Annotated in this window: 17 protein-coding genes and 1 tRNA gene; 3 read left to right on the top strand and 15 right to left on the bottom strand. The window is 68.1% G+C overall.

All coding sequences use genetic code 11. The features are described from left to right. Positions 1 to 36: 36 nt before the first annotated feature. Positions 37 to 435, bottom strand: a complete 399-nt coding sequence (locus AC1RGU_RS19765; protein ID WP_095949164.1) for a tautomerase family protein — start codon at positions 433 to 435, stop codon at positions 37 to 39. Positions 436 to 559: 124 nt separating this feature from the next. Here AC1RGU_RS19765 and AC1RGU_RS19760 point away from each other — a divergent pair, with 124 nt between their 5' ends. Beyond that, on the top strand, positions 560 to 1,423 hold the full coding sequence (locus tag AC1RGU_RS19760; RefSeq protein WP_492697509.1) for a LysR family transcriptional regulator: 864 nt from the start codon (positions 560 to 562) through the stop codon (positions 1,421 to 1,423). 12 nt (positions 1,424 to 1,435) lie between these two features. On the opposite strand, the gene AC1RGU_RS19755 is transcribed toward AC1RGU_RS19760, so the two are convergent. From AC1RGU_RS19755 to AC1RGU_RS19730, 6 genes are all read right to left on the bottom strand, one after another. Then, positions 1,436 to 2,845, bottom strand: coding sequence for an amidase (locus tag AC1RGU_RS19755; protein ID WP_492697507.1), 1,410 nt, complete (start codon positions 2,843 to 2,845; stop codon positions 1,436 to 1,438). Positions 2,846 to 2,853: 8 nt separating this feature from the next. Further along, entirely contained in the window at positions 2,854 to 4,341 is a 1,488-nt protein-coding gene (locus tag AC1RGU_RS19750) for an ABC transporter substrate-binding protein (RefSeq protein WP_139706421.1), read from the bottom strand. A gap of 275 nt (positions 4,342 to 4,616) precedes the next feature. Continuing rightward, positions 4,617 to 5,438 carry an ATP-binding cassette domain-containing protein gene (locus AC1RGU_RS19745; RefSeq protein ID WP_062481345.1) on the bottom strand — a complete coding sequence of 274 codons (822 nt, stop codon included), beginning with the start codon at positions 5,436 to 5,438 and terminating at the stop codon, positions 4,617 to 4,619. Then, positions 5,435 to 6,424, bottom strand: a complete 990-nt coding sequence (locus AC1RGU_RS19740; RefSeq protein WP_062481347.1) for an ABC transporter ATP-binding protein — start codon at positions 6,422 to 6,424, stop codon at positions 5,435 to 5,437. The genes AC1RGU_RS19745 and AC1RGU_RS19740 overlap by 4 nt, the downstream gene beginning before the upstream one ends. Before the next feature lie 11 nt (positions 6,425 to 6,435). After that, a complete protein-coding gene (locus AC1RGU_RS19735; protein WP_062481348.1) occupies positions 6,436 to 7,311 on the bottom strand; it encodes an ABC transporter permease in 876 nt (291 codons plus the stop codon). Then, the gene (locus AC1RGU_RS19730) at positions 7,308 to 8,258 is read right to left on the bottom strand and encodes an ABC transporter permease (protein ID WP_095746670.1); all 951 of its coding nucleotides are present in this window, start codon (positions 8,256 to 8,258) and stop codon (positions 7,308 to 7,310) included. Before AC1RGU_RS19730 ends, AC1RGU_RS19735 begins: the two co-directional genes overlap by 4 nt. Before the next feature lie 145 nt (positions 8,259 to 8,403). On the opposite strand from AC1RGU_RS19730, the gene AC1RGU_RS19725 reads away from it, so the two are divergent. Then, positions 8,404 to 8,709 carry a YfhL family 4Fe-4S dicluster ferredoxin gene (locus AC1RGU_RS19725; protein WP_492697505.1) on the top strand — a complete coding sequence of 102 codons (306 nt, stop codon included), beginning with the start codon at positions 8,404 to 8,406 and terminating at the stop codon, positions 8,707 to 8,709. Here the strand turns inward: AC1RGU_RS19725 and AC1RGU_RS19720 are convergent. From AC1RGU_RS19720 to AC1RGU_RS19685, 8 genes are all read right to left on the bottom strand, one after another. After that, complete coding sequence (locus AC1RGU_RS19720) at positions 8,692 to 9,114, bottom strand: hypothetical protein (RefSeq protein WP_492697503.1); 423 nt, start codon at positions 9,112 to 9,114, stop codon at positions 8,692 to 8,694. The two genes, AC1RGU_RS19725 and AC1RGU_RS19720, sit on opposite strands and share 18 nt — an antisense overlap. A 128-nt stretch (positions 9,115 to 9,242) precedes the next feature. Then, positions 9,243 to 9,878, bottom strand: a complete 636-nt coding sequence (gene pth, locus AC1RGU_RS19715) for an aminoacyl-tRNA hydrolase (RefSeq protein WP_101488766.1) — start codon at positions 9,876 to 9,878, stop codon at positions 9,243 to 9,245. A gap of 81 nt (positions 9,879 to 9,959) precedes the next feature. Further along, complete coding sequence (locus AC1RGU_RS19710) at positions 9,960 to 10,616, bottom strand: 50S ribosomal protein L25/general stress protein Ctc (protein ID WP_062476274.1); 657 nt, start codon at positions 10,614 to 10,616, stop codon at positions 9,960 to 9,962. Between the two features lie 86 nt (positions 10,617 to 10,702). Continuing rightward, entirely contained in the window at positions 10,703 to 11,677 is a 975-nt protein-coding gene (locus AC1RGU_RS19705; RefSeq protein ID WP_062476346.1) for a ribose-phosphate pyrophosphokinase, read from the bottom strand. 143 nt (positions 11,678 to 11,820) lie between these two features. Then, positions 11,821 to 11,897, bottom strand: a tRNA-Gln gene (locus AC1RGU_RS19700). A 71-nt stretch (positions 11,898 to 11,968) separates the two neighbouring features. Continuing rightward, positions 11,969 to 12,850 carry a 4-(cytidine 5'-diphospho)-2-C-methyl-D-erythritol kinase gene (gene ispE, locus AC1RGU_RS19695; protein WP_492697501.1) on the bottom strand — a complete coding sequence of 294 codons (882 nt, stop codon included), beginning with the start codon at positions 12,848 to 12,850 and terminating at the stop codon, positions 11,969 to 11,971. Then, positions 12,847 to 13,392: a lipoprotein insertase outer membrane protein LolB gene (locus AC1RGU_RS19690; RefSeq protein ID WP_492697500.1), complete on the bottom strand. Its 546-nt coding sequence runs from the start codon at positions 13,390 to 13,392 to the stop codon at positions 12,847 to 12,849. The genes ispE and AC1RGU_RS19690 overlap by 4 nt, the downstream gene beginning before the upstream one ends. Continuing rightward, the gene (locus AC1RGU_RS19685; protein ID WP_492697498.1) at positions 13,393 to 15,249 is read right to left on the bottom strand and encodes a tetratricopeptide repeat protein; all 1,857 of its coding nucleotides are present in this window, start codon (positions 15,247 to 15,249) and stop codon (positions 13,393 to 13,395) included. It lies immediately after the preceding gene. Positions 15,250 to 15,320: 71 nt separating this feature from the next. On the opposite strand from AC1RGU_RS19685, the gene mutM reads away from it, so the two are divergent. Then, the gene (gene mutM, locus AC1RGU_RS19680; RefSeq protein WP_492697496.1) at positions 15,321 to 16,136 is read left to right on the top strand and encodes a bifunctional DNA-formamidopyrimidine glycosylase/DNA-(apurinic or apyrimidinic site) lyase; all 816 of its coding nucleotides are present in this window, start codon (positions 15,321 to 15,323) and stop codon (positions 16,134 to 16,136) included. Positions 16,137 to 16,160: the final 24 nt, after the last annotated feature.

Here is a 16,160-nt window from a genome sequence, read left to right as displayed (position 1 = left end):
ACGCCCCCGGCGTCTTTCAAGTCCCTGTGAGACGCCCTAGACACCCGCTTGCTGGTGGCGGTACTCCTGCGTCTGGCCGCCGTAGCCGTAGGCCGCGGCGCGCGCGTCGATCACGTGGACGTACGAGACCTCGTGCAGGTCGGGCCGCAGCCGGGCCATGGCCGCGTGCACCTCGCGCAGGTAGCGCGCCTTCTCGGCCTTGGTGTTGGTCTCGTCGGTCACGCTGATGTCCAGGTGGAAGGCCGACTTGCCGAGCTCGGCCAGCGACTTGCCGCCGATGAACCAGCTGTCGGCGGCGATGTACTGCACCGTGACGGCGATGACCGGCAATGCCTTGCCGAGCACGCTCTGCGTGAGTTCGGCGACCGTGTCGACGGTCTTGCGGGTGAGGGCAGCGTCAGGCTGGCCGGAGAGGTGGACGACGATGTGGGGCATGGTGGACTCCTTTTGCGTTGAAGAACGGGTGGTCGATGAGGTGATTGTGGGATTCCTCTAGTCATCGGAAAAGCGGGAAGATATGATGGAATCCATCGGATCAGCGAATGGATAGGCGGGCACCATGCAAGGCTTCGACCTAGAACAGTTGCGCACCCTGGTGGCGGTGGCCGACGCCGGCAGCCTCACGGCGGCGGCGCCGCGCGTGTACCTGTCGCAATCGTCCGTGAGCGAGCAGATCCGCAAGCTCGAGGAGCGCGCCGGCCAGTCGCTGCTGACCCGCAGCAAGGCCGGCGTGGCGCCCACCGAGGCGGGCCTGCGGCTGCTGGGGCACGCGCGGCGCATCCTCGCGCTGAGCGACGAGGCCTTTCGCGACCTGCGCGGCGAAACCCTGCAGGGCGAGCTGCGGCTGGCGGTGACCGACTACTTCCGCCCCGGCGACCTCACCCGCCTGCTGGGCCGGCTCGGCGAGCGCTATCCGCAGGTGCGGCTCCACGTGACCATCCTGAAGAGCGACGCACTGCGCACCGCTTATTCGCACGGCGATTTCGACGTGGGGCTGGCCATGAACATCGCGGGGGCCAATGCAGCCGCGGCCGGCAGCGGTGCCGTGCTGCGGCGCGAATCGCTGGCCTGGCTCGGCGCGATCGGCCTGCGCGTGGTGCGCGGCGAGCCGGTGCGGCTGCTGGCGCTGCCCGACACCTGTTCGCTGCACCAGTTCACCGTGTCCCTGCTGCGCCGCCGCCGCGTGCCCTACGTGCTGGCGCATGTCGCGTCGGGGGTGGCGGGCCTGCAGTCGGCCCTGGCCGCGGGCCTGGGCGTGGCCTGCCTCAACGAATCGGCGATCGGGGAGGGCATTGCACGGCTCGCACCGCCGCATGGGCTGCCGGCGCTGCCGCGCGTGGCGTTCCAGTGGCTGCCTGCGCGGCGGGGCGAGACCGCGTTCGTGACGCGGGCGCGGGAGATGCTGTCGTTGCAGCTGGCCTGATGAAGGCCGCGCTCAGACCTGCGGCCAGGGTCGCTGCACTTCCCGGATCTGCTCGAACGCACGCGCCACGCGCAGCACGCCGAGGTCGTCGAAGCGCTGCCCTGCGATCTGCAGCCCGATCGGCAAACCGCCGGCCGAGTACCCGCAGTTCACCGACGCCGCCGGCTGCTCCGACATGTTGAACGGCACGGTGAAGCCGATGTGCTCCAGCGGCCGCAGCGGGTCGTTGGTGGGCGAGGGCGCCTCGGCCGCCGCCGGCATGTTGGGCGACACGGGCGAGATCACGTAGTCGAAGCGGGCGCAGGCATTCACCGTGGTGACGCGCGTGGCGTGGAACTGGCTGAAGCTGCGGAACACATGCTCGCCGCTGAACTCGGCGGCGCTCTCGGCCCATTCGCGGATGTAGGGCAGCACCTTGGCGCGCTGGTCGGGGCGCAGGGCCTTCAGGTCCACGAGCGAGCGCATGCGCCACAGGTGGTCCATGCCGTCGAGCAGGGCCTGCGACATGAAGGGCTGCATGGGCTCGACCGTGGCGCCGGCCTTTTCGAACAGGCGCGCCGCCTGCTCGACCGCGGCCTGGATCTCGGGTTCGACCGCGAGGCCGCAGCCGGCGTCCAGCAGCAGCCCGATGCGCAGGCCGCGCAGGTGGTCGGGCGCGACGTCGAACGCGGCCCAGTCGATGTCCTGCGCGGGCAGGCTCATGCTGTCGCGCGCGTCGGGCCGGGCCAGCGCCTGCATCATGAGCGCGGCGTCGCCGACGGTGCGCGTCATGGGGCCGGCGGCGCGGCCCATGTAGGGCGGGTCGATCGGGATGCGCCCCAGGCTGGGCTTGAGCGTGAAGATGCCGCACCAGCTGGCGGGCAGCCGCAGCGAGCCGCCGATGTCGGTGCCCAGGTGCAGCGGGCCGTAACCCGCGGCCGCGGCGGCACCGGCGCCGGCACTGGAACCGCCCGGCGTGCGGCTCAGGTCCCAGGGGTTGCGCGCCAGCGTGTGGAAGCTCGACAGCCCCGACGACAGCATGCCGTAGTCGGGCATGGTGGTCTTGCTGACGATGACGGCGCCGGCTTCCTTCAGGCGCGCGGCCGGCGGCGCGTCGGCGGCGGCGGGCATGAGGTCGACGGCGGCGGTGCCCGCGGGCAGCGGGTCGCCGCGCGTGGCGATGTTTTCCTTGATCGTGGTCGGCACGCCGTCGAGCGGGCCGCGCGCGTCGCCGCGCTGCCAGCGCTGCTCCGAGGCGCGCGCCTGCTCCAGCGCGGCCTCGGGCCGAAACAGCCACGTGGCCTGCAGCCGGGGCTCGCAGTGCTCGATGCGCGCGATGACGGCGCGCGTCACCTCGACCGGCGACAGGCGCTTTTCGCGGTAGGCCGCAGAGAGCTCCTGCGCCGACAGGTCGCTCAATGAAGGCAGGGAAGCGTCAGGCACTGCGGGGCTCATCCCCACGACAGGGCCGACAGGTCGTTCACGAAGATCGGGTTCTCTTTCCAGAGGCCCTTGACGTTCTTCTTGGCCACGGTCGGGAACTGCGGCTGGTAGAGGAAGCCGTTGGCCGCGTCTGTGGCCAGCAGCTTCTGCGCCTCGCCCAGCAGCTTGTTGCGCTCGGCCGCGTTGCCGGTGGACTTGATCTTGTCGAACAGCGTGTCGAAGGCCTTTGACTGGTAGCCCCAGTAGTAGTCAGGCTTGGCGTAGTTGCCCAGGTCGAAGGGCTCGACGTGCGAAATGATCGACAGGTCGTAGTCCTTGTTGCCGTAGGTGCCGCTGAGCCACTGCGCCCACTCGACGTTCTGGATCTTCACGTTGATGCCGATCTTGGCGAGCTGGGCCACGATGACTTCGCCGCCCTGGCGCGCGTACGGCGGCGGGGGCAGGGTCATGCGCAGTTCGAGCGGGGTCTTCACGCCGGCTTCGGCGAGCAGCTTCTTGGCCTTCTCGATGTCGAAGGGGTTGATGCCCGTGGTGTCGACATAGCCCGCGGCGCCCGGCACATAGTGGCTGCCGATCGGCACGCCCAAGCCGTCGGCCGCGCCCTCGATGAAGGCCTTGCGGTCGATGGCTGCGAGGATGGCGCGGCGCACGCGCACGTCGTCCAGCGGCTTCTTCTTGTTGTTGATCGAGAGGATGGTCTTGGCGCGCGAACCGGCCAGGATGGTCTGGAACTGCGGGTTGTTGCGGAACTGCGGCACGGCGCGCGTGCCGATGCGCGTGAACACGTCCACATCGCCCGAGAGCACGGCGGCGGCCTGCGCGGCGGTGTCCGAGATGAAGCGGAAGGTGACCTTGTTGATCTTCGCGACTGCGGGGGCGCGGAAGCCCTCCCACTTGCTCAGCGTGATCGACGAGCCCTTGGCCCAGTTGTCCAGCTTGTAGGGGCCGGTGCCGATCGGCTTGGTGGCGTTGCCCTCGGCGCTCTTGGGCTCGACGATGGCGGCCGTGGCCTGGCCCAGCACGAAGGGCAGGTCGGGGTCGATCTCCTTGTTGATGACCACGACCGTGTGTTCGTCGACCACCTGCGTGGCGAGGTTGGCGAAGGTGCGCTTGTCCTTGTTGGTGCTCTTTTCGCCGCCGGCGCGGTCGAACGCGAACTTGACGGTGGACGCGTTGAAGGGCTCGCCATTCTGGAACTTCACGCCCTTGCGCAGCTTGAAGGTGTAGGTCTTCAGGTCGGGCGAGATTTCCCAGCTCTCGGCCAGCAGCGGCGTGACGCTGCCGTCGACGTTGATCTTGGTCAGCGTTTCCAGGATGTTGTACTGCACGACCTCGGCGATGGCGGCGGCGGCGCCGGTGGTCGGGTCCAGGCCCGGCGGCTCCAGGGCCATGCCGATCACGATGGCGTCCTTGCGGCCCTGCGCCATGCCGGCCAGCGGGGTGGCCAGGGCGACGGTGGCGCCGGCGGTGGTAAGGAGGGTGCGACGGTTCAACATACGGGGTGATCTCCGGAAAACGGTCAGTGTCGAATGACTGCTTCGGCGCGCACCGTGCCCCAGGGGGAAGCGCAGCGCCACGAAAGAAAGACACACAGCACGAAAGATGCCACGTGCAGCGAATCATTCTCTCGCAGCAGGCCCTCCGGTGCGCGCCGGCGCGGGCGGTATTTCCTCGGGACGTTCCCGGATGGGCGAGCGATCTTGCGCGAAGCCCACCGCTTGCGCCACCAGATGCTCATGACCGATGTGTCCGAGGCCGCGCCCCGGGGACTTCAGGCGGCGCGCAGTGTGCCGCCGGGCGGCGTGTGCAGCACCGCCGACAGCAGGGTGCGGGTGTACGGATGCTGCGCGTGATGGAACAGCTCGGCCGGCGGCCCCTGCTCCACGATCTGGCCTTTGAACACCACGCACACCTCGTCGCACAGGTGGTTGACCACGGCGAGGTCGTGGCTGATGAGCAGGTAGCTGATGCCGAACTGCTGCTGCAGGTCCTGCATGAGGTTGAGCACCTGGGCCTGCACGGACACGTCGAGTGCGCTCACGGGCTCGTCGGCCACGATGAGCTTGGGGCGCGTGATGAGCGCGCGTGCGATGGCGATGCGCTGGCGCTGGCCGCCGGAGAACTCGTGCGGGTACTTGTCGAGATCGGTGGTGCGCAGGCCGACGGCCGCGAGCGCTTCGGCGGCGCGCTCGCGCTGCTCGGCGCGGCGCGTTTCGGCCAGCGCTTCGAGCGGCTCGGCGACGATGCGCGCGACGGTCTGGCGCGGGTCGAGCGAGCCGTACGGGTCCTGAAAGACCATCTGGAAGTCGCGCCGCGCGGTGCGCAGCTCGGCCTTCGAGAGCGCGTGCAGGTTGCGGCCTTCGAGCGCGACGCTGCCGGAGGTGGGCGTGTCCAGTGCCATCACGAGGCGCGCGATGGTCGACTTGCCCGATCCCGATTCGCCGACGATGCCCACGCTCTTGCCGGCCTGCACGCTGAAGCTCACGCCATTGAGCGCCTTCACGGTGGGCGGCGGGCCGAAGAGCTTTTCGCGCGGCAAGGCGTAATGCCGTACGAGGTCGGTCACCTGCAACAACGGGGTCGATGGATTCATGGCGCAACAGCCTGCGCGGCTGCAATTTCTTCGAGACGCATGCAGCGCACCGCGTGGTCCGGCGGCAGCACCGTGGCGGACGGCCGCGTGGTGTGGCAGGCGTCGACTGTGTAGGCGCAGCGGCCCGCGAACGGGCAGCCCGGTGGCAGGTCGACCAGCTCGGGCACGCTGCCGCGGATGGTGGCCAGGCGCAGGCCGCGCGGTGCACCGATGGCGGGGCGCGCGGCGAACAGGCCTTGCGTGTAGGGGTGGGCGCGCTTGGCGAACACGGCGTCGGTGGGGCCGCTCTCGACCACGCTGCCGCCGTACATCACGAGCATCTTCGAGACCGTCTGCGAGATCACGCCGAGGTCGTGCGAGATCAGGATGAGCGCCATGCCGCGCTCGGCCACGAGTCCCTGGATGAGCTCGAGGATCTGCTTCTGGATCGTCACGTCGAGCGCGGTGGTGGGCTCGTCGGCGATCAGCAGGTCGGGGCCGCAGGCCAGCGCCATCGCGATGCCGATGCGCTGGCGCTGTCCGCCGGAGAACTGGTGCGGATACGCATCGAGGCGCGAGGCGGCGTCGGGAATGCCGACGCGGTCGAGCAGCGCGAGCACTTCCTTGCGCGCCTCGGCCTTCGACAGCCCGCGGTGCAGCCGCAGCGGCTCGCCGACCTGGCGCGCGATGGTGTGCACCGGGTTCAGCGCCGTCATCGGCTCCTGGAAGATCATGCCGATGCGATTGCCGCGGATCTGGCACATGTCCTTTTCGTCGCGCCCGACCAGCTCGGTGCCGTCGAAGCGGATGCTGCCCGTGACCTTCGCGGTCGCGGGCAGCAGGCCCATGAGCGACATGACGGTGATCGACTTGCCGCAGCCCGATTCGCCGACGATGCCCAGCGTTTCGCCGCGCTCCAGCGAGAAGGAAATGCCGCGCACGGCTTCGGCCGGCCCGCGCTGGGTCTGCAGGCCGATGTGGAGGTCGTTGACTTCGAGAAGCGCCATGACGTGCTTGCTTACCTCGCGCGCGCCAGGCGCGGATCGAGCAGGTCGCGCAGGCCGTCGCCCATCAGGTTCAGGCCGAGCACCGCCAGGGCGATGGCCATGCCGGGGAACACCGCGAGCAGCGGCTGCTGGAACATGAGGGTCTGGGCTTCGCTGAGCATGCGGCCCCACGATGGTTGCGGTGGCTGCGTGCCGAGGCCGAGGTACGACAGCGCAGCTTCGGCCAGGATCGCGATAGCGAAGCGGATGGTGATCTGCACGATCAGCACGGCCGAGATGTTGGGCAGCACGTGCTGCATCGTGATCGCGAAGCTGCCCTTGCCGCAGGCGCGTGCGGCGGCGACGTACTCGCGCGACCAGATCGCGTTGGCTGAGGCGCGCGTGATGCGCGCGAAGGTCGGGATGTTGTAGATGCCGATCGCGATGATGGCGTTGACGATGCCGGCGCCGAACACGGCCGTCATCATGATGGCCGAGAGGATCGCGGGGAAGGCGAGCGTGAAGTCCGACAGGCGCATCACCGCTTCCTCGACCCAGCCGCGTCTCGCAGCAGCGAGCAGGCCCAGCGCCGTGCCGACCACGAGGCCGATGCCCACGGCGATCACGCCCACAAGGATGGACGCGCGTGCGCCCACGAGCAGCAGCGAAGCCACGTCGCGCCCGAACGCGTCGGTGCCGAGCCAGTGCGTGGCCGAGGGCCCCTGCATCTTGTTCGCCATGTCCATCGCGTAGGGCGACCACGGCGTCCAGACCAGGGAGAGCACGGCAGCGATCAGCAGCAGCAGGCTCAGCACGCCGCCGATCGCGAAGCTGCGGTGGTGCAGGGCGCGGCGCCAGAAGCCCGGCACCTTGAGCGCGACGGCGCTGGGAACGGTGGTCGTGCTCATACGTCGCTCGCCTTGATGCGCGGGTCGATGACGGCGTAGAGCACGTCGACCACGAAGTTCACGATGACCACCATGGCCGCGAGCAGCATCACGCAGTTGCGCACCACGATCAGGTCGCGGTTGCTGATGGCCTGGAAGATCAGCCGGCCCAGCCCGGGCAGGTAGAACACGTTCTCCACCACGATGGTGCCGGCCAGCAGCTCGGAGAACTGCATGCCCATGACGGTGATGACGGGGATCATCGCGTTGCGCAGCACGTGGGTCCACAGCACCATGCGCTGCGACACGCCCTTGGCGCGCGCGGTGCGCACGAAGTCTTCGCGCATGACCTCGAGCACGGCGGAGCGCGTGATGCGAGCGAGGATCGCGGCCTGCACCACTGCGAGCGACAGCGCGGGCAGCAGCAGGGACTTGAGCCCCGCGAAGATGCCTTCACCCCAACCCTCGAAGCCGCCGGCGGAGAACCACTGCAGCTGCACCGAGAACACGAGGATCAGCAGGATCGCGAACCAGAAGTTGGGAATGGCGATGCCGACCTGGGCCATGCCCATGAGGCCGACGTCGCCGAGCTTGTTGTGGCGCGCGGCAGCCGTCACGCCCACGAGCAGGGCGATGACGACGGTGAGGGCCATGGCCATCACGGCCAGTGGCACGGTGAGCGCCAGGCGCTCCAGGATCAGGTCGATGACGGGCGAGCTGTAGGCGTAGCTGTCGCCCAGGTTGCCGGTGAGCAGGCCGCCGATCCAGTGCCAGTAGCGGGTCCAGGCGGGTTGGTCGAGGCCGAGCTTGGTGGCCAGGGCGGCGACGGCGTCGGGCGAGGCGTCGGGGCCCATGAGCATCTGCGCGGCGTTGCCGGGCAGGATCTCGAGGACGAGGAAAACGATGACCGAGGCGCCGATCAGGGTGCCGATCAGCGTGGCGATGCGCTTGAATAGAAACAGACTCATGGGGCGGGCCGCAGCATAACTGACTGGTGCAACAACCGTGCCTCGACTGTGACCTTTGTCGCTCCTCGCCGGACCGCCCTGACGCTGGCGGGGGCTCCGCAGGGTCTGCTGGGAGGCCTTCGCCCGGTCCGCCGATAATCCGGGGATGGCCCTCATGATCACCGACGAATGCATCAATTGCGATGTCTGCGAGCCCGAGTGCCCGAACGATGCGATCTACATGGGCGCCGAGTTCTACGAGATCGATCCGCACAAGTGCACCGAGTGCGTCGGCCACTTCGACGAGCCGCAGTGCGTGCAGATCTGCCCGGTGGCCTGCATCCCGGTGAACCCGGGCCATGTGGAAACCCGCGAGACGCTGATGCAGAAGTACGTGCGCCTCACGGCAGACAAGGCGGCAGCGCCGTCTTCGGATGCCGCCTCGCCGTCGTCGTCAGCCGGCGCCCTCTGAGCCGGGCTTCTTCTTCTTCTTCTTTTTCTTCTTGCCTGTGTCCTTCGGCGCCTCGTCGCCGGTCGAAGGACTGTTGAAGCGCGCGCTCGTCGGGCGGGGCTCGGCCGTGTGCTTGCGCTGGCGGGCCTGGGCGGCCTGTTCGGCGGGCGTGAGCGGTTGCGCGCTCGTGGCGAAGCGCCCCACATCGAAGGTCGTGGGACTGCGCCGGCCGAGCGCCTCCCGCTCCTGCGACTCGCGGCTGCGTGCCAGCCGGCCCGCGCTGTGTTCGTTGCGGCGCGTGGCGTCTTCCGACGCCCTGCGGTCCGCATCGCTGCGCCGGTCGTCCACCTTCACGGTCCGCCCGCCTTCGCAGGGCTGGTCGGAGTAGGTGTTGCCGCATCGCCAGGTCTGGGCCGAAGCGCCCATGGAGGCGGCGGACAGTGCTATTGAAAACATAGCGATTGCCGCTGTTCCTGCGGTCTTCTTGTTCTTCGTCGTCGTTCTTCTTTTTCTCATTTTTTGTTTGCTCTCCCTCCCTGCACTCCCGTGGCCGGCTAGGTGGCGGCAGGCGTCGTGCCTCCGTCGCCGGGCTCCCGCCTCGGCGGCTTGGGCCGCGGCGGTTTGCTCGTGTGAATCATCAGCGTGGCTTTTTCCATCTCGCCGGCCACCAGCGCGGGGGCGGCATGCAGGGTGCGCACGATGGCGTCTTCGATCGCTTCGCGCTGCTCCTTGAGCGGCTTCTTGAGCACCCAGTTGACGACCTCCGACTTCACGCCGGGATGGCCGATGCCCAGCCGCAGGCGCCAGTAGTCGCCGGTGCCGAGCTGGGCGTGGATGTCGCGCAGGCCGTTGTGGCCTGCATGGCTGCCGCCGAACTTGAGCTTGGCCTGGCCGGGCACCACGTCGAGCTCGTCGTGCACCACGAGGATTTCTTCGGGCGCGATCTTGAAGAAGCGCGCCAGCGAGGCCACCGACTTGCCCGACAGGTTCATGAAGGTCTGCGGCTCCAGCAGCCAGATGCTCTGGCCGCCGATGTTCGCGCGTGCCGCAAGGCCGTGGTAACCGCGCTCGGGCACGAGGTTGAGCTTCCAGTCGCGCGCGAGCGCATCGATCCACCAGAAGCCGGCGTTGTGGCGCGTGGCTTCGTACTCAGGGCCCGGGTTTCCGAGGCCGACAAACAGCTTGATCATGGCGGGAATTATCTCGCCGCCCCCCAAAGCAAAAGGCCCGCACGGGGCGGGCCTTCTGTTCGCGGACGGAAAGAAAGAGGATTACTTCTTCTTGGCCGTCTTGGCGGCGGGCTTGCCAGCGGCGGCAGCAGCGCCTTCGGCAGCAGCGCCTTCGGCGGCAGGTGCCGGCTCTTCCGAAACCAGCGGCGGCACGGCCGACACGATGACGGGGTTGGTCTTGCCGTGGCTCACGAACTTCACGCCCTTGGGCAGCTTGATGTCGTTGACGTGCAGCGTGGCGTTCTTCTTCAGGCCCGAGAGATCGATCTCGATGAATTCAGGCAGATCGCTCGGCAGGCAGTTGATTTCCAGTTCGGTCATCACGTGGTTCACGAGGTTGTGATCCAGCTTGACGGCGTCGGACTCTTCTTCACCCTTGAAGTGAAGCGGCACCTTCATGTTCATGCGGGTCTTGGCATCGACGCGTTGGAAGTCGATGTGTTGCACCAGCTGGCGGAACGGGTGGTATTGCACGTCGCGCAGCAGCACCTTGGTGACGGCGCCGGCGAGGTCCATTTCGAGGATCGACGAGTGGAAGGCTTCCTTCTTCAGGGCGTGCCACAGCGCGTTGTGATCGATTTCGATCAGTTGCGGCTGGGTGTCACCACCGTAGACGATGCCCGGGGTCTTGCCCGTGATGCGGAGACGGCGGCTCGCACCCGTGCCCTGCTTTGCGCGCTCATAAGCGACGAATTTCATAACTAGCTCCTGTGAGAGTCCACCGCGACCAGTGCAACTCCGGTTCAAAAAGGCCTCCGAAGGAGGCCTGCTTTTTCGCTCTCAGCTCAGAACAGGTTGTCCTGGTCCGAGAACAAACTCATCACCGACTCGCCCTTGGCAATGCGCTGGATCGTTTCGGCGATCAGCGGTGCCACGGAGAGCTGGCGGATCTTTCCGCACGCGACGGCCGCGTCGGAAAGAGGGATGGTGTTGGTGACGACCACTTCGTCCAGGGCCGTGCCCTTGGAGAGGCGTTCGATGGCCGGGCCCGAGAAGATCGGGTGCGTGCAGTAGGCGTACACGCTCTTGGCGCCGCGCTCCTTCAGCACTTCGGCCGCTTTGACCAGCGTGCCGGCCGTGTCGATCATGTCGTCCATGATCACGCAGTTGCGGCCGTCGATCTCGCCGATCACGTTCATGACTTCGCTGACATTGGCCTTCGGGCGGCGCTTGTCGATGATGGCGAGGTCGCAGTTCAGTTGCTTGGCCAGCGCACGGGCGCGCACCACGCCGCCGACGTCGGGCGAGACCACGATCAGGTCTTCGTAGTTCTTCTGGCGCAGGTCGCCCAGCAGCACGGGCGAGGCGTAGATGTTGTCGACCGGAATGTCGAAGAAGCCCTGGATCTGGTCGGCGTGCAGGTCCATGGTGAGCACGCGCTCGACGCCCACGGTTTCCAGCAGGTTGGCGACCACCTTGGCCGAGATCGGCACGCGGCTCGAACGCGGGCGGCGGTCCTGGCGGGCGTAGCCGAAGTAGGGAATCACGGCGCTGATCCGCTCGGCCGAGGCGCGCTTGAGCGCGTCGACCATGATCAGCAGTTCCATCAGGTTTTCGTTGGTCGGCGCGCAGGTCGACTGCACCACGAACACGTCACGGGCACGGACGTTCTGGTTGATCTCGACGGTGACTTCGCCGTCGGAGAAGCGACCGACGCGTGCGGCGCCCAGCGAGGTGCCGAGGTTGTGCGCGATTTCTGCAGCAAGGCCGGGGTTGGCGTTGCCGGTGAAAACCAAGAAATCAGGGTGATTGGCCTGCATGAGCGCGTCCGGGCAGTGCAAATGGGCTTGCGGGAAAGCCGCCAAAGGTTTCGAGTCGTGGCGGCCTGTGTGGGCCGCCGATTATTGCAGCCGGTGGACTGCAAAAGAAGCACTGCGGCCATCAGGCCGCAGTTTGAGAGATTTGGCAGGGGAGAAAGGATTCGAACCTTTGCATGCTGGAATCAAAATCCAGTGCCTTAACCAGCTTGGCGACTCCCCTACACAGGTTGATGGTTTGCACCACCCACCGATATATGTCGCATCGAACCGCAGAGCGTTCCGATTATCTCTTCAGGCTACCCATCCCCAGAGTGGATGAACTGCCAGATTGTCGCATTGTCGAACCTGCCATCCCCGGGGGGCTTCGAGCAGTTCCGCTTCCTGCGGCAATTGCGGCATCTTCGCGAACACCGAACTTCCGGAGCCGGTCATCCGGGCCTTCAATCCTTGCAGTCCGAGCCATTCGATGGCGTCGGTGACTGCGGGGCAAAGCCGTTGGGCAACCGGCTGCAGGTCGTTGTGACCGAAGTCGTAAACCCCGTTGCCGAGGTTTGTGGCTTCTAGCTGTTCGCTATCTGCAGCAAAGCCTGAGATTATAGCAACAGGAGTTGCCCGTTCCAAATCATCCGCAGAAAAAATTAATCGGGTATCGAGTCCCTCGGGTGGCTTGGCCACCACGAAGCGTGCCGGCGGCAGGTTCACGGGGGTGATTTCCTCGCCGATGCCCTCGACCCAGGCGTTGCGTCCGCCGAGGAAGAAAGGCACGTCCGCGCCCAGCTTCAACCCGATCTGCGTCAGGCGCGACAGCGGCAGGTTCAGGTTCCAGAGGCGGTTGAGCGCGAGCAGGCAGGTGGCCGCGTCCGACGACCCTCCGCCCATGCCCGCCTGCGCCGGCACGTGCTTGGCAATGCCGATGTGCGCGCCCTGGCCCGGCGCGGCGTGCGCCTGCAGCGCGCGGGCAGCGCGCAGCACGAGGTCGTCGGCCGGCAGCGGCGTGGTGAGGTCTTCGCGGCTGAGCTGGCCGTCGTTGCGCAGCTCGACGTGCAGCGTGTCGCACCAGTCGATCAGCATGAAGACCGACTGCAGCAGGTGGTAGCCGTCGTCGCGCCGCCCGGTGATGTGCAGAAACAAATTCAGCTTGGCCGGCGCGGGAAGGTCGTAGATCGCCTTCATGAGCGTTCGAACACGATGCGCAGGTCGGCCCGTGGTGCCGGGGATTCGCGGGTGGCCTGCAGGCGGCCGTTCGACAGCTGGCCCAGGTCGGCGCGCCAGCCGGGGACGGGGTCGGCGCGGCCATCGAGCCAGCCGAACAGCGCGCCCACCGGAATGGCGGCGCCCGTGGCGGCTTCGATCAGTGCGTCGACGGAGTCGTAGCGGCGGGTCTCGCTGCCGTTCCTCAGCAGGGCTTCACCCGGCGCCCAGTGCAGTTGCGCCAGCGTGCTGCCGATGGGCGTGGTCAGTGTCAGGTCGCCGGTCTCGGCCGAGCCGCGCAGCTCGAACAGGGCGGCAAAGGTCTGGACCGGTTCGCTGTCGATGCGCAGCGACATGCGCCCGCTCCAGCTGGCCGAACGTCCGGGCGCGGCAGCGGTGCCGCCCGAGAGTTGGGCGCAGCCCGAGAGCCACAGCAGCAGTGCACCGCCGCCCGCGCCCAGCGCCGCGCGGCGGGTGAGGGACTCATCGCCCCGCGCGGGAGCCGTGTGCGTGATCGATGCCATTCAGGGTTTGACGCGCAGGCGCTTGAGGGTTTCCTGCAGCGTCTCGTTTTCGGCGTCCGTCAGCAGCGATTCTTTCCAGATCGCGACCGCGCGGTCCTTCTGGCCGACCGACCACAGGACTTCGCCGAAATGCGCGCCGATCTCGGGGTCGGGCCGCGTCTTGTAGGCCGCCTCGAGGATGCGGATCGCCTCCGCCGTGTTGCCGAGCCGGAACTCGACCCAGCCCAGGCTGTCGGCAATGAACGGGTCTTCGGGCGCGAGCTGCACGGCCTTCTGGATGAGCGTTCGGGCCTCGTCGAGCCGGATCTTGCGATCGGCAAAGGAGTAGCCCAGCGCGTTGTAGGCGTTCTGGCTCTCGGGCTTGAGCGTCATGAGGCGGCGCAGCAGCCGCTCCATGTCGTCCAGGCGGTTGAGCTTTTCGGCCATCATGGCCTGGTCGTAGACGAGGTCGCCGTCGTCCGGCGCGGCGGCCGAGGCCTGGGCCAGCAGGTCGTAGGCGGCCTGGTATTGCTTGGCTTCGCGCAGCAGCTGGGTTTCGGCCAGCAGTTTCTGCTTGCGTTCCTCCGCCGTGCGCTCGGGCAGCGCGCGCAGCAGCTCGCGGGCCTGGGGCAGCTTGCCCTGCTTGGCGAGCAGGCTGGCGCGGCGGCCCTGGATGGCGCTCTGGTTGTCAGTGCTGTCGATGCGCGTGATCCAGCGGTCGGCCGCCTGGAAATCCTTGCGCCGCTCGGCCAGCTGTGACAGCACGAGGTACGCCTGCGTCAGCCCGCGCTTGCGGTCGGCGACGTCACCGGCGTCCTGGCTCTGGCCCGGCGCCGTCATCAGGTCGACGTAGCGCTTGAGCGAGGTTTCGGCCGCCGCTTCCTGGCGGGCCTGCATCTGCAGGCTGCCGAGCAGCAACCAGGGCTCCGCCAGCTCGGGGCGCGCGGCGGTCAGGGCCTGCAGCTGCGTGCTGGCGTCGCTGAAGCGGCGGTTCTCGACCAGCGTGCGTGCGTACGCGATGCGCAGGTCGGGCGAGGCCTTGGGGTTGTTCGCGAGGTAGCGCGTGACGATCGGCTCGGCCAGCGGCTGGCCCGGATCGATGAGCTCGAGCGCCAGCGCCGAGGGTGCCTCGGACGACGGGTCGATGGCCTGCCCCTTGCGCGCGGCGTCCAGCGCCCCCGAGGGGTCGCCGGCGTTCAGGCGCAGTCGGCCCACGGTGGCCCAGGCCAGTCCGCCGGTGGTCGGGCTCTTGAGTTCATCGACCAGCGCCTGCTCGACCACCGAGGCGGCCAGCTTCTTGTCGGCGGCGCGGCCGTAGGTGCGCGCGATCACCGCCATCAGCAGGGGGCGCTCGATCTGCGAGGTGGCCGCCACTTCGGCGCGCAGCGGTTCGACGGTTTCGCTGATGCGGTTCAGCGCGATCAGGATCTGCAGCTCGATGCGCCGGGCATCGCGCGAATTGGGCAGTGCTTCCTGCCAGGCGCGCGCCGCGGAGATCGCGGCGTCGCCGGAGCGCGACTGCAGCGCGATCTCGACCGCGCGCTGGAACAGCTTGCCGTCGCGCAGGCGCCGGGCGGCGTCGAGCACCAGCGAGTAGCCGGAGCCGGGGTCGCCGGAGCGGGCGGTGATCTCGCCCATGAGAATTTCATAGAACAGGTCGGCCGTCAGCGCCGACGGCTGCGCGGCTTCGGCGGCCGGCTTGGCTGCCGCAGGGGTCGTCCGGGGGCGCACCGGTGGCTTCGGCGGTGCCGTGCGCTCGATGGCGGGAGGCGGGTTGCCGGCGGCGGTGGGTTCAAGGGACTGTGCGTGCGTTGTGTAGGCAAGCAGCACGAGAGACGCGGCCGCCGCAAGGCGGTGACGGCGGGGCGATGGGTTCATCTGACCATAATAATCCAGCCATTTGAACGAGCGCCGCATGGGGCTTCGTCGCTGCCGGAGTTTTACTTTTCATGCCTGAACTACCCGAAGTCGAAGTCACCCGGCGCGGCTTTGCCGACCGCATCGCCGGCGCGCGCATCGAGTCCGTGCGCATCGGCAAGCCGCTGCGCTGGGCGCTGATGGTGGTGCCGCAGGCGCTGGTCGGGCGCCGCGTGCGCGAGGTGCGCCGTCGCGGCAAGTACCTGCTGATCGACCTGGACCGCGGGTTGCTGCTGCTGCACCTGGGCATGTCGGGCAGCCTGCGTTTCGACATCCACCTGCCGGAGCCCGGCGTGCACGACCACTTCGACCTTGTCACCGAGCTTGGCACGCTGCGGCTGAACGACCCGCGCCGCTTCGGCGCCGTGGTCTACGTGGACGATGAAGAGGCGCCCTGGGCCCTCAAGCTGCTCGGCGGACTGGGCATGGAGCCGTTGGGCGATGCCTTCGACCTCGACGCCTTCCATGCCGGGCTGAAGAAGCGCCGCACGGCCATCAAGCAGGTGCTGCTCGCGGGCGACGTGGTGGTGGGTGTCGGCAACATCTACGCGTCGGAGGCGCTGTTCATGGCCGGCATCCGCCCGACCCTGTCGGCGGCGCGCATCAGCCGGCCGCGCGCCGCGAAACTGCACGCGGCGGTGCGCGACATCCTGGCGCGGGCGGTGGAGAAGGGCGGCAGCACCTTGCGCGACTTCTCGAACGTGGATGGGCAAAGCGGCTACTTCCAGCTCGAAGCGACCGTCTACGGGCGCACGGGCGAGCCGTGCCGTGTGTGCGGCACGCCGATCCGGCAGCTGAAACAGGGGCAGCGCTCTACTTATTACTGCCCCCATTGCCAGAAATCCTAGGGACGGTGGGCCCCGTGGCGGCTG

The sequence above is a fragment of the Variovorax sp. GW823-FHT02B07 genome (assembly GCF_058797695.1).
Note: the sequence above shows the minus strand (reverse complement) of the source record. Positions and strands in the feature narration are given on the sequence as shown.

What these genes read in the sequence shown, in the direction of transcription:
- AC1RGU_RS19765 (WP_095949164.1), bottom strand. Translation starts at nt 435, where the DNA reads ATGCCCCACATCGTCGTCCACCTCTCCGGCCAGCCTGACGCTGCCCTC.
- AC1RGU_RS19760 (WP_492697509.1), top strand. Translation starts at nt 560, where the DNA reads ATGCAAGGCTTCGACCTAGAACAGTTGCGCACCCTGGTGGCGGTGGCC.
- AC1RGU_RS19750 (WP_139706421.1), bottom strand. Translation starts at nt 4,341, where the DNA reads ATGTTGAACCGTCGCACCCTCCTTACCACCGCCGGCGCCACCGTCGCC.
- AC1RGU_RS19745 (WP_062481345.1), bottom strand. Translation starts at nt 5,438, where the DNA reads ATGAATCCATCGACCCCGTTGTTGCAGGTGACCGACCTCGTACGGCAT.
- AC1RGU_RS19740 (WP_062481347.1), bottom strand. Translation starts at nt 6,424, where the DNA reads ATGGCGCTTCTCGAAGTCAACGACCTCCACATCGGCCTGCAGACCCAG.
- AC1RGU_RS19735 (WP_062481348.1), bottom strand. Translation starts at nt 7,311, where the DNA reads ATGAGCACGACCACCGTTCCCAGCGCCGTCGCGCTCAAGGTGCCGGGC.
- AC1RGU_RS19730 (WP_095746670.1), bottom strand. Translation starts at nt 8,258, where the DNA reads ATGAGTCTGTTTCTATTCAAGCGCATCGCCACGCTGATCGGCACCCTG.
- AC1RGU_RS19725 (WP_492697505.1), top strand. Translation starts at nt 8,404, where the DNA reads ATGGCCCTCATGATCACCGACGAATGCATCAATTGCGATGTCTGCGAG.
- AC1RGU_RS19720 (WP_492697503.1), bottom strand. Translation starts at nt 9,114, where the DNA reads ATGGGCGCTTCGGCCCAGACCTGGCGATGCGGCAACACCTACTCCGAC.
- pth (WP_101488766.1), bottom strand. Translation starts at nt 9,878, where the DNA reads ATGATCAAGCTGTTTGTCGGCCTCGGAAACCCGGGCCCTGAGTACGAA.
- AC1RGU_RS19710 (WP_062476274.1), bottom strand. Translation starts at nt 10,616, where the DNA reads ATGAAATTCGTCGCTTATGAGCGCGCAAAGCAGGGCACGGGTGCGAGC.
- AC1RGU_RS19705 (WP_062476346.1), bottom strand. Translation starts at nt 11,677, where the DNA reads ATGCAGGCCAATCACCCTGATTTCTTGGTTTTCACCGGCAACGCCAAC.
- ispE (WP_492697501.1), bottom strand. Translation starts at nt 12,850, where the DNA reads ATGAAGGCGATCTACGACCTTCCCGCGCCGGCCAAGCTGAATTTGTTT.
- AC1RGU_RS19690 (WP_492697500.1), bottom strand. Translation starts at nt 13,392, where the DNA reads ATGGCATCGATCACGCACACGGCTCCCGCGCGGGGCGATGAGTCCCTC.
- AC1RGU_RS19685 (WP_492697498.1), bottom strand. Translation starts at nt 15,249, where the DNA reads ATGAACCCATCGCCCCGCCGTCACCGCCTTGCGGCGGCCGCGTCTCTC.
- mutM (WP_492697496.1), top strand. Translation starts at nt 15,321, where the DNA reads ATGCCTGAACTACCCGAAGTCGAAGTCACCCGGCGCGGCTTTGCCGAC.